Origin of the sequence: Marinobacter sp. (genome assembly GCF_041690455.1) — a bacterium.
Classification (GTDB): Bacteria; Pseudomonadota; Gammaproteobacteria; order Pseudomonadales; family Oleiphilaceae; genus Marinobacter.
The window spans coordinates 16,041-27,659 of the sequence record NZ_JAWLHI010000057.1 but is presented as its reverse complement, the minus strand read 5'-3'; the positions used below and the strand labels follow the sequence as shown (position 1 = coordinate 27,659).

Annotated in this window: 10 protein-coding genes; 3 read left to right on the top strand and 7 right to left on the bottom strand. The window is 61.0% G+C overall.

Annotated features, from left to right (window positions below):
• Positions 1-110 precede the first annotated feature (110 nt).
• The 6 genes from kdsA to ACESMW_RS13900 form a co-directional block, all read right to left on the bottom strand.
• Entirely contained in the window at positions 111-956 is an 846-nt protein-coding gene (gene kdsA / locus ACESMW_RS13925) for a 3-deoxy-8-phosphooctulonate synthase (protein WP_372987622.1), read from the bottom strand.
• Between the two features lie 2 nt (positions 957-958).
• Positions 959-2,587: a CTP synthase gene (locus tag ACESMW_RS13920; protein ID WP_372987621.1), complete on the bottom strand. Its 1,629-nt coding sequence runs from the start codon at positions 2,585-2,587 to the stop codon at positions 959-961.
• 88 nt (positions 2,588-2,675) lie between these two features.
• Positions 2,676-4,031 carry a tRNA lysidine(34) synthetase TilS gene (tilS, locus tag ACESMW_RS13915; RefSeq protein WP_372987620.1) on the bottom strand — a complete coding sequence of 452 codons (1,356 nt, stop codon included), beginning with the start codon at positions 4,029-4,031 and terminating at the stop codon, positions 2,676-2,678.
• On the bottom strand, positions 4,015-4,968 hold the full coding sequence (gene accA / locus ACESMW_RS13910; protein WP_092003054.1) for an acetyl-CoA carboxylase carboxyl transferase subunit alpha: 954 nt from the start codon (positions 4,966-4,968) through the stop codon (positions 4,015-4,017). The genes tilS and accA overlap by 17 nt, the downstream gene beginning before the upstream one ends.
• A gap of 105 nt (positions 4,969-5,073) precedes the next feature.
• Positions 5,074-8,556 carry a DNA polymerase III subunit alpha gene (gene dnaE, locus ACESMW_RS13905; protein WP_372987619.1) on the bottom strand — a complete coding sequence of 1,161 codons (3,483 nt, stop codon included), beginning with the start codon at positions 8,554-8,556 and terminating at the stop codon, positions 5,074-5,076.
• Between the two features lie 43 nt (positions 8,557-8,599).
• Complete coding sequence (locus tag ACESMW_RS13900) at positions 8,600-9,064, bottom strand: TlpA family protein disulfide reductase (protein WP_372987618.1); 465 nt, start codon at positions 9,062-9,064, stop codon at positions 8,600-8,602.
• A gap of 71 nt (positions 9,065-9,135) precedes the next feature.
• Here ACESMW_RS13900 and arsC point away from each other — a divergent pair, with 71 nt between their 5' ends.
• The 3 genes from arsC to ACESMW_RS13885 are packed head-to-tail and all read left to right on the top strand — an operon-like array spanning position 9,136 to position 10,518.
• The gene (gene arsC / locus ACESMW_RS13895) at positions 9,136-9,489 is read left to right on the top strand and encodes an arsenate reductase (glutaredoxin) (RefSeq protein WP_372987617.1); all 354 of its coding nucleotides are present in this window, start codon (positions 9,136-9,138) and stop codon (positions 9,487-9,489) included.
• A 49-nt stretch (positions 9,490-9,538) separates the two neighbouring features.
• Positions 9,539-10,144, top strand: a complete 606-nt coding sequence (gene wrbA, locus ACESMW_RS13890; RefSeq protein ID WP_372987616.1) for an NAD(P)H:quinone oxidoreductase — start codon at positions 9,539-9,541, stop codon at positions 10,142-10,144.
• 14 nt (positions 10,145-10,158) lie between these two features.
• On the top strand, positions 10,159-10,518 hold the full coding sequence (locus ACESMW_RS13885) for a DUF2069 domain-containing protein (RefSeq protein ID WP_372987615.1): 360 nt from the start codon (positions 10,159-10,161) through the stop codon (positions 10,516-10,518).
• Between the two features lie 22 nt (positions 10,519-10,540).
• Here the strand turns inward: ACESMW_RS13885 and ACESMW_RS13880 are convergent, their stop codons facing one another.
• A complete protein-coding gene (locus ACESMW_RS13880) occupies positions 10,541-11,599 on the bottom strand; it encodes a DUF3080 domain-containing protein (RefSeq protein WP_372987614.1) in 1,059 nt (352 codons plus the stop codon).
• Positions 11,600-11,619 lie beyond the last annotated feature (20 nt).

Sequence of the window (11,619 nt, the reverse complement as noted above, 5' to 3'; positions counted from 1 at the left end):
CTACAAGCACATCCATGTGCGCTTGTTTCGGGCCATCCCTGGCCCTCTACATTTTCGCAGGGCCGTTCCCGCTCGCTCCCATAGTCCGTATGAAACGCCAACACCGCCAATCAGGCGGTGTCGATAGGTTTAAAACTTTTCACCAGGTCATCCACGGCTTTGACCCGCTCCAGGAAGGGCTCAAGCTGGCTGAGCCGCAAGGCGCAGGGGCCATCGCACTTGGCCTGATCGGGGTCCGGATGAGCCTCCAGGAACAGGCCGGCCAGCCCCTGGGAGATACCCGCCAGTGCCAGGTCAGTGACCTGGGCACGTCGGCCACCGGCCGAATCGGCGCGGCCACCCGGCATCTGCAGGGAGTGGGTCACGTCGAACATCACCGGCACATTCATTGCTTTCATGATGCCAAAACCCAGCATATCCACCACCAGGTTGTTGTACCCGAAGCTGCTGCCCCGCTCACACAGGATCACCTTGTCATTCCCGGCTTCCTCGCACTTGGTGATGATGTGTTTCATCTCCTGGGGTGCAAGGAACTGGGCCTTCTTGACGTTGATCACCGCGCCGGTTTCGGCCATGGCGACCACCAGGTCGGTCTGGCGGCTCAGGAATGCGGGCAGCTGGATGATATCGCAAACTTCCGCCGCAGGGGCCGCCTGCGCCGGCTCATGGACGTCAGAGATAATCGGAACACCGAATTTGCTCTTGATGTCCGCCAGGATCTGAAGTCCTTTCTCAAGACCGGGGCCACGGAACGAGTGCACGGACGAGCGGTTGGCCTTGTCGAAAGAGGCTTTGAACACATAGGGGATGCCGAGGCGCCCACAGACATCCACGTATTTTTCAGCTACCTCGAAGGCAAGCTCCCGGGACTCGAGCACGTTCATGCCGCCGAACAGCACGAACGGCTTGTCGTTGGCGACTTCGATGCCCGAGACGTTTACCGTGCTCTGCGCCATACTCACGACTCCTTCTTGTGCGCCAGAGCCGCTTCAACAAAGCCCTTGAACAGCGGGTGGCCGTCCCGGGGCGTGGAGGTAAACTCCGGGTGGAACTGACAGGCCACAAACCAGGGATGATCCGGTGCTTCCACCACTTCCACCAGTTTGCCATCGGTTGAACGCCCGGAGACCTGCAGCCCCGCACCTTCCAGTGCCGGCACGAAATGGTTGTTCACCTCGTAACGGTGACGATGACGCTCACGGATGGTCTTCTTGCCGTAGCAGTTGGCAATGGTGGAACCCTCGGTCAGGACACAGTCCTGGGCACCCAGACGCATGGTACCGCCCAGATCGGATTCCTCGGTGCGCTCTTCGCGCTCACCGGTGGCATCCAGCCATTCGGTAATAAGACCAACGACCGGCTCCGGAGTATGGGTACGGAATTCGGTGCTGTGGGCATCCTTCAGACCCGCAACGTTGCGGGCGTATTCAATCACGGCCACCTGCATGCCCAGGCAGATACCCAGGTAGGGCACCTTGTTTTCGCGAGCATACTGTACGGTGCGGATCTTGCCTTCCACACCGCGCTCACCGAAGCCACCGGGCACCAGGATCGCATCGGCGGACTCCAGTATACGAGTGCCGTCCCGCTCGATGTCTTCGGAATCGATGTAATTGATGTTCACCTTGGTGCGCGTCTTGATACCCGCGTGCAACAGGGACTCAATCAGCGACTTGTAGGCATCCAGCAGCTCCATGTACTTGCCGACCATGGCAATGGTTACTTCCTGCTCCGGATGCATCAGTGCTTCGACCACGCTGTCCCACTCGCTCAGGTCAGCGGACCGCGCATCCAGACCGAAACGCTCAATCACCAGCTGGTCCAGGCCATGCTCATGCAGCATGCGCGGAATCGCATAGATGGATTTGGCGTCCTGGAGCGGAATGACGGCGCGCTCTTCCACGTTGGTGAACAGCGCAATCTTGCGGCGGGAGCTGGCATCCACCTCGTGCTCGGAACGGCACAACAGGATATCCGGCTGCAGACCGATGGAGCGCATTTCCTTGACGGAATGCTGGGTCGGCTTGGTCTTGATCTCGCCGGCAGTGGCGATATACGGAACCAGAGTCAGGTGCATGAACAAGGCCCGCTGGGGACCGACTTCAACCTTCAGCTGGCGGCAGGCTTCCAGGAACGGCAGGGATTCGATGTCACCCACGGTGCCACCGATCTCGATCAGTGCCACATCCACGCCTGCGGCGCCTTCCACTACCCGGCGCTTGATTTCATCGGTGATGTGGGGAATGACCTGCACGGTACCGCCCAGGTAGTCGCCACGGCGTTCCTTGCGGATCACTTCTTCGTAGACGCGACCGGTAGTGAAGTTGTTACGGCGGCTCATCCGGGTGCGGATGAAGCGCTCGTAGTGGCCCAGGTCCAGATCGGTTTCCGCGCCATCTTCGGTGACAAAAACCTCACCGTGCTGGAACGGGCTCATGGTGCCGGGGTCTACGTTGATGTAGGGGTCCAGCTTGAGAATGGTGACCTTCAGGCCGCGTGCCTCGAGGATGGCTGCCAGGGAGGCAGACGCAATACCTTTCCCCAAGGAGGACACGACACCGCCGGTGACGAAAATATAACGCGTCATGCAGATTCCGTGATTATCTGATTCGGTGAAGGAGGGAGATTGTTCATCTCAAGATGGGACGCCAGACTACCAGAAAGCCCCCCCTGACTCAATCACAATCCCGCTCCACAACCAGCCGCCAGCCGGCGGCAGGGGCGCCTCCCGAGTATTGTCCAGAACACCACAAATCGCCAATGGCGATGAGGGTTTCACCCTCACTATCCAGGCTGAAAACCAGCGGAATACGTGGTCTCTCCCAGGGTGGAATCCCCTGCTCCTGCAACCATTTCTTGACCCGTTTTCCGGGCCCTTCCGGTACCGGACGGAAACGCTCACCACCCTGCCTCGTAGATACCCGTATTGCCGGCAGCGGCGGTTTCTGTCCACCAACAGGAAGTAGCCGGATTCGCCAGCCTCCCCAGCACAGTAGCTCTCCGGGCAGAAGTTCCGCGCTTGCCATCTCCGGTTCGGGCTGATCAGGGACCAGATACAGCCGTCCCCGGAAACGACGGATGGCGAAGCCCGAACCGAGCAGTTCTGGCTCACCGTCTTCCCGGGCATGAATCAGTTCGGAGATCACCTGCCCCAAGTCCTGTATCGACGGCAGCTCGTAACCGGAAGTCCGGATCCACCAGCGCAACAGGTTTTTCTGTTCAGGGAGCGGCAGCTGATTCAAGAGTTCGGTGCACGGGTGCCGGCCATCGGGCGCACAGTCGCCCCACTGGATCTCCGCCAGCCGGTCGGTCAAGGCCACCTGTTCGGCACAGGCAGCAGCGGTATGCCCGAGCCTGGCATTCAGGCCGGGCCAGCGCTCTTTGAGTTCGGGCAGGATTTTATGCCTGAGGAAATTCCGGTCGAAACGCTCGTCGACATTACTCGGATCCTCCACCCATTCCAGACCGGCCTCATTGGCCCATTGGGACAACCGCGCGCGGTCAAACTCAAGAAGCGGACGCACTAATCGCCCTGCCCCCAGCGCCCGCTCGTGTGGCATACCCGCCAGCCCCCGGACACCGGTGCCACGGAGCATCCTGAACAGTACCGTCTCGGCCTGGTCATCGGCGTGATGGGCCATCAGCAGCAAATCACCGGCTTCCAGGATCTCCTCGAACACGGCATAGCGGGCATGACGGGCAGCCTCTTCGATGCCCCCGGCGATGCCCTCGCCATTCTCCGCCCGGACGTCCACCCGGCGAACGAGCAGTTCAATTCCGAGGGCCTCACAGATCCGACGGCAGAACTGCTCGGATTGCTCCGAATTGGCCTGTAGCTGATGATTGATGTGAACAGCGCGAAGATCGGGGCTGAAGGGAAAACAGTGGGCTGCAAGGTGCAGTAGCAGGGTTGAATCCAGTCCGCCGCTGAAGGCAATCCAGCGTCTGTTGTGCGCGGGGAGTGACCTGACCGGAGCGCAGAGTGCCTCCGGCCAGGCAAAACCGGGAGAGGGCTTAGCGCCCGTTGTCATAACGGGTCAGCCGCTCGTAGCGGCGGGACACCAACTCATCCAGGGGCAACCGGCAAAGTTCCGTGACGCCCTTGGTCAGGGTCTCGCGGAGGGATTCCGCCATCTTTTCCGGATTGCGGTGCGCGCCACCCAAGGGCTCGGGAATAACGTTGTCCGCCAGCCCGAGATCCTTGAGCCGGTCTGCCGTCACACCCATGGCCTCGGCAGCCTGGGCTGCGTACTCCGCGCTCTTCCAGAGGATGGAGGCACAACCCTCCGGTGAAATCACCGCGTAGGTGGAATACTGAAGCATGTTCAGCTGGTCGCAGACGCCGATTGCCAGCGCGCCACCGGAACCACCCTCACCAATCACCGTGGAGATGATCGGGGTTTTCAGGCGGGACATCACGGCAAGGTTGAACGCAATCGCCTCGCTCTGGCCACGCTCCTCGGCACCGATACCGGGATAGGCACCCGGGGTGTCGATGAAGGTCAGAATCGGCATCTTGAATCGTTCGGCCATTTCCATCAGGCGCAGGGCCTTGCGGTACCCCTCAGGGCGGGGCATGCCGAAGTTGCGCTTGACCTTGTCCCTGACTTCACGGCCCTTCTGATGGCCGATAACCATGACCGGCTTGTCGCCAAGGCGTGCGGTGCCGCCGACAATGGCCTGGTCGTCCGCGTAACGGCGGTCCCCGTGCAGCTCGTCGAAATCATCGAAAATCATCTCGATGTAATCGAACGTGTAGGGCCGGCGCGGGTGCCGGGCCAGCCGGGCAATATCCCAGGGCTGCAGGTTCGAGAAAATGCTCTCCGTGAGACTGACGCTCTTCTTCTTGAGGCGGCTAATCTCATCGGTGATGTTGATGTCGGTGTCGTTGCCGACCATGCGAAGCTCTTCAATCTTGGCTTCGAGGTCGGCGATCGGCTGTTCAAAATCCAGGTAATTAGGGTTCATGATGTTCCATCATTTTGATTTGCCTGACGACCCGGCGGGCCGCCAAAACCAGAATTTGGGACAAAGATAGCAGTGCATAAAGGCCGGCTAAAGCGGACATTGGTCTTAATCATAGACCAGTTCAACCGATTGGTCGCCCACCAGGTACCTGAGTTCCAGCAACAGGTTATCGTCCGGCTGCACCCGCCAGGACTCTCCCAGCTCGATACGGGTCCGGGCCTCGGGACTGCGATACTCGATCCACACCGGACTACCCTCGCAGCGGAAAGGCCGCAGGGTTTCATCCAGCTTGTCCAGCAGACCGTTCTGCAGCTGATCCGCCGCCAGCTCCAGTTTCAGCCCCCGGCTGAACTGCTGTCGGGCGGTGGCCACGTCCATCACGGAGTTGACCCGCATTTTCATCTGCCCGGAGTAGTCATCGTGACTGACCTGCCCTTCCACCACAATAACCTGGTCCGATTGCAACAACTCCCGGTTCTCAAAGAAGGTCTCCGAGAACAGGGTTGCCTCGATGCGGGCGCTGCGATCGTCTAGGGTAATGAAGCACATGGTCGAGCCGGTCCGGGTTTTCATGGTGCGCTGGGCAACCACCAGTCCCGCCACACGCTGGGGGGCCTTGTTCGGTTTCAGATCGGCGATCGATGAACGCACAAACCGGCGCACTTCCCTCTCGTATTCATCAAAGGGGTGTCCGGTCAGGTACAGCCCGAGGGTATCCTTCTCACCCTTGAGGCGTTCCTTTTTCGGCCATTCACGGACGTGGACCACGTCCGCGTAGGCATCGCCATCCTCGCCACCGGACTCCAGCATTTCACCAAACATGTCCATCATGCCCACGGCATCGTTACGGGACTGCTGGTCTGCCTGCTGCACCGCCTTGTCGATGCTCGCCATGAGCTGGGCCCGGCCGGGGCCGAGTTTGTCCATGGCACCGGCACGGATCAGCGCTTCCATGGCCCGCTTGTTGACCTTCTTGAGGTCCACCCGCCGGCAGAAATCGAAGATGTCCTCGAACGGACCGTCCTTGGCCGCAGCCACGATACTGTCAATCGGGCCTTCGCCCAGGCCCTTGATGGCGCCAAGACCGTAGACGATCTGACCTTCATCGTTAACCGTAAATGTGTAGGCGGAACGGCTGACATCCGGCACCAGCAGGTCCAGCTTCATGTTCCGGCACTCTTCCACCAGCGTCACCACCTTGTCGGTGTTCTGCATATCGGCGGTGAGTACCGCGGCCATGAACTCGGCCGGGTAATGGGCCTTGAGCCACAGGGTCTGGTAGGACACCAGGGCGTAGGCGGCGGAGTGCGACTTGTTGAAGCCGTAACCGGCGAACTTTTCCACCAGGTCGAAGATGTTCTCGGCCAGGGTCTTGTTAATGCCGTTCTTTTCACAACCATCCAGGAAAATGGCCTTCTGCTTGGCCATTTCTTCCGGCTTCTTCTTACCCATGGCCCGGCGGAGCATGTCCGCGCCGCCCAGGGTGTAACCGGCCATCACCTGGGCAATCTGCATGACCTGCTCCTGGTACAGGATGACCCCGTAGGTGGGCTCCAGTACCGGCTTCAGACCCTCATACTGATAATCCGGGTGCGGGTAGGACATCGGCTGCCGGCCATGCTTCCGGTCGATGAAGTCATCCACCATGCCGGACTGCAAAGGACCGGGGCGGAACAGCGCCACCAGGGCGATCATGTCTTCCAGGGAGTCCGGCTGCAGCCGGCGGATGAGGTCCTTCATGCCGCGGGATTCCAGCTGGAACACGGCCGTGGTTTCGGCCCGCTTCAGCATCTCGAACGAAGGCTTGTCGTCCAGCGGGATGGTACTGATATCCAGAACCCCCTCGCCGAGCTTTTCCCGGCGCGGGTTGATCATGTTCAGGGCCCACTTGATGATCGTAAGGGTCCGCAGGCCGAGGAAGTCGAACTTCACCAGGCCGGCGTCTTCCACGTCGCCCTTGTCGAACTGGGTTACCAGGCTGCCGCCCTCGTCATCGCAGTACAGCGGCGAGAAATCGGTAATCTTGGTGGGCGCAATCACCACACCGCCGGCGTGCTTGCCCGCGTTCCGGCAGACACCCTCGAGCTTGAGGGCCATCTCCCAGATTTCCTGGGCTTCCTCATCCTGTTCCAGGAATTCCTTGAGCTGGGGCTCCTGCTCGATCGCCTTTTCCAGGGTCATGCCCACTTCGAACGGAATCAGCTTGGACAGCTTGTCCGCCAGACCATAGGACTTGCCCTGCACCCGCGCCACATCACGCACTACCGCCTTGGCGGCCATGGTACCGAAGGTGATGATCTGGGAGACCGCCTCGCGACCATACTTCTCGGCGGTGTAGTCAATCACCCGGTCGCGGCCTTCCATGCAGAAGTCGACGTCGAAGTCGGGCATGGATACCCGTTCCGGGTTCAGGAACCGCTCGAACAGCAAGTCATACTCCAGCGGGTCCAGATCGGTAATCAACAGCGCATAGGCGACCAGGGACCCGGCACCTGAACCCCGGCCAGGGCCCACCGGCACGCCGTTGTTCTTGGCCCACTTGATGAAGTCCATCACGATCAGGAAGTAACCGGGAAACCCCATCTGGGTGATGATATCCAGCTCGAAATTCAGGCGCTTGTAGTAGGCCTCCCGTTTCTGATCGTATTCCGGGTCGTCCTTGCTCAGGGTTTTCGCCAGGCGCGCTTCCAGGCCTTCTTCAGACACATGGCGGAAATACTCGTCCATGGTCATGCCGTCGGGGATGGGATAGTTGGGCAGGAAGTACTCGCCCATGCGCACTTTCACCGAGCAGCGGCGGGCAATTTCCACTGTATTCTCAACCGCCTCGGGAATGTCCGAGAACAGCTCGATCATCTCCTCGGCGCTGCGCAGGTATTGCTGGTCACTGAACCGGCGCTCGCGGCGCGGGTCGTCCAGGGTCCGGCTTTCGCCGATGCAGACCCGGGCCTCGTGGGCCTCGAAGTCATCGGCTTCCAGGAAGTGGACATCGTTGGTGGCCACCACCGGCAAGCCCAGCTCTGCCGCCAGCTCCACACTCCGGTGCAGGCAGTCTTCATCACCGGCACGCCCGGTGCGCTGGAGCTCCAGGTAGTAACTGTCCGGGTAGAGGTTCATCCAGTATTGGGCCCGCTCCCTGGCCAGCTCGGGCTTGTCCGCCAACAGTGCCTTGCCGACATCACCCAGCTTGGCACCGGAGAGCGCGATCAGCCCCCTGGCCCTCTCCTCCAGCCAACCGCGCTGGATGATGGGTTTGCCGAAGCGCTGACCGTCGGTGTAACCGAGGGAGATGATTTCCGTGAGGTTCAGGTAGCCGTCATTGTCCCGTGCCAGCAGCGTCAGGCGGAACGGGTTGTCCGGCTCATCCGGGTTTTCCAGCCACAGGTCCGCGCCGATAATCGGTTTGACACCGGCGCCGGTGGCCGCCTTGTAGAACCGCACCAGCGAGCACATGTTGGATTGCTCGGTCAGCCCCACGGCGGGCATCCCCAGCTCGGCGACACGGCTGATCAGCGGTTTGACCCGGACCAGGCCATCCACCATGGAATATTCGGAATGTACGCGAAGATGTACAAAGGTTTGCGCCATAATATAAGGCTGTTCCTGCTTGTGTTCAGTCGTGGGCGCGGGCTCAGCCGCCGATCAACGCCCGGATATCCGCTTCTGTCTGGGGGCCGAAGCGGGTTTCCAGCAATTCCCCGTCCGGATTCACGACAAAGGTAGCCGGCAGTGCCACGGGAATCTGCCAGCCGAACCGGGAGGCGGGATCTTCCGCCAGCATGGTGAACTCGATGCCCATCCGCTCACCCAGTTGTGACAGTTCCGCCCCGATTACGCCGTCAAAGTTGACGCCAAGCACCGCGATATCCGGCGCCTTGTCCAGCTCATTCAGTTCCGGGATTTCCTCCAGGCAGGGCTTGCACCATTCGGCCCAGTAATTGACCAGCACCCATTGGCCGCGCAGGCTGTCCCAGTTCAGACGGGGCCCTTCCGCGCGTTCAAATTCGGCTTTCTGGCAGCCTGACAAAAAAACCGCCATAAGCACGGCTGCAACCATCAACCCTCGGGTTTGGCCACCCGACACAGGGTACTGCACGGCAACTCCTCCTGTTAGACTACGGGCCTTTCACAACCCGCTGTATCCATACCAGACAATCAGGCCAGAAGATGACAGAACCGACCCGGATTTTCCACAACCCGCGCTGCTCCAAGTCACGTCAAACACTTGAACTGCTTAACGAACGGGGAATCGAGCCGGAGATTATACGCTACCTGGAAACCCCTCCGACAGCGGCAGAGCTCGGGAATATCCTGGACATGCTGGGCTGCGATCCCCGGGAACTCATGCGCACCAAGGAAACCGAGTACAAGGAGCTGGGCCTGGACAATCCTGAACTGTCCCGTGAGCAGCTGCTCCAGGCGATGTCCGAGCACCCGAAACTGATCGAGCGCCCCATTGTGATTCGTAATAACAAGGCGGCCCTGGGCAGGCCACCGGAAAATGTCCTGACCATTCTGTAATGTAAAAGTCGAATCCAGCTACAAGCCGCCAAGCAAGGAAACCTGTGCCATGGCAGAGCATGCCCCTTACGTCCTGATTCTTTACTACAGCCGTAATGGCCAGACCGCGGAGCTGGCCGGCCAGATCGGCCGTGGCGTCGCCCGGGTCCCGGGCATCGAGGCCCGCCTGCGCGCCGTGCCGCCGGTATCCCCCGACACCGAAGCGAGCCTGCCGCCGGTACCTGATGAAGGTGCACCCTATGCCACCAAGGCTGACCTTGCCGGATGCGCCGGGCTGGCCATTGGCAGCCCCACACGCTTTGGCAACATGGCGGCGCCCCTGAAGCACTTTCTCGATACCACCGGTGATCTGTGGCTGAGCGGTGCCCTGGCCGGAAAACCTGCGGGTGCCTTCACCTCGACTGGCAGCCTCCACGGGGGCCAGGAAACCACCCTGATGACCATGATGATGCCGCTGCTTCACCATGGCATGGTGTTGTGTGGCCTTCCCTACACCGAGCAGGCACTGAGCGAGACCGAGTCCGGGGGAACACCCTACGGCCCATCCCACTGGGCCGGCACTGGTGAACAGCTGCCACTGAGTGAACACGAGAAGAGTCTGTGCCAGGCTTTCGGCCAACGCCTGGCCACCCTGGCTCTTAAACTGTCCGACTGAACCGGAAAGCAACCATGCTCCACAACCCGAAAGCCAAACAGACTGCCCGGCTGACCATTCTGCTCTACCTGGCGGTATTGGCGACCCTCATTGCCACCACGTTTTTCCCCGCGCCGGTTGAAGGGGTGTCCATTACCCTGATGCTGGCAGTAAAACTGATACCGCTGCTGGCCTTCGCCGTGCCGGTATTCCGGGGCCACAACCGCGGCTATATCTGGATGGCCTTCGTGGTGATTTTCTACTTCACCCAGGCGGTGGTGTCAGCCTGGCTCAGCGAGGGAGCCCCCGGCCCGGTACTGCTGACGGTGCTGACGCTGTTGCTGTTCGTCGTGGCCATGGTCCACCTGAAGGTAAATCGCCCACAGGCGAGCTGACTCTGGGGGCAGACCTGCCCCATCACGCTCCGGGACGCAGACCGCACTGGCCCAGCAGGTCCTGCCAGGCCCGGGTGTGATCCGCCATCGACCGGTCCAGCTCCAGCCAGAGGCTGCCTTCGGCGGACAGAGACAGATGGTGCCGGTACCAGTCCCGGAACCGCTCCGGCATCACGTCTTCCTGCTGCTGCGCCAATCGGGCGAGGGGCTCGACCAAAGCATCCCGTGCCCGGCGGATCTCGCCCATGTAGGGCTGGATCTCCCCGATGTATACGTTGAAGAACATGTTCTGCACGATGTCGGACTGATTGTTCGGCTTGCCATTGAGGCACAGCGGCCGGCCTTCCAGCCGCTCCTGCAAGAGGCCGGTGGCGTCGTCCAGCCTGGCCGACAGCAACCGGGCACTGTTTATCAGCTGCCCTGCCCGATATTCCGCCTGCCAGCGCTGATGAACGTTGCCAGCAAACTCCAGTGATACATCCAGCTTCTCATCCAGCAACCTGGCAGTGGCGGCATTCAGCTGCTGCGCTTCCAGCGCCAGATCGGAAACCGGATCGCCTTCCGGGGCTACCGGGTAATAGCCCTTGGCCAGAGTGAACAGGGTCTCCACCTCCTCCACACCCCAGGTGGCATTCCACACCGCGATGGGCAGCGACTCCCGCTTGCTCTCGATGGCCTCACTCAGGGCTTCTTCAAGCTCCTCGTCATCCACGTCAGGCAGGCACTCCCGGGCCGCCTCGATAAAGCGCACCTCGTAACGAAGGCGATTGAGGGGCTGCATGACCCGGCCCATCACCGAGTTCTTCTCGCCCACCACGAACTGCAGTTCACAGCCATAGAGGGACAGGAAATCGAGCATGCCCATGTCCAGTTCCGGCATTGCCAGCACCCGGTCACGGCGGCGGGGAATCTGTTCGGCGGGTTCAGGGGAAGAAAGCTCGGGTTCCGTCTCCAGAACCCGGGCGACCCGCTCCACGTATTCATCCAGCATGGGGCGGGCCTCGGAAAAGGGATTACAGGCACTCAGGACCGGAACCATCAGCAGCAACACCATCAGGCGGGCCCAGTGTATTCCGGTCATGGAGTCCTCCTGTGGGTCGG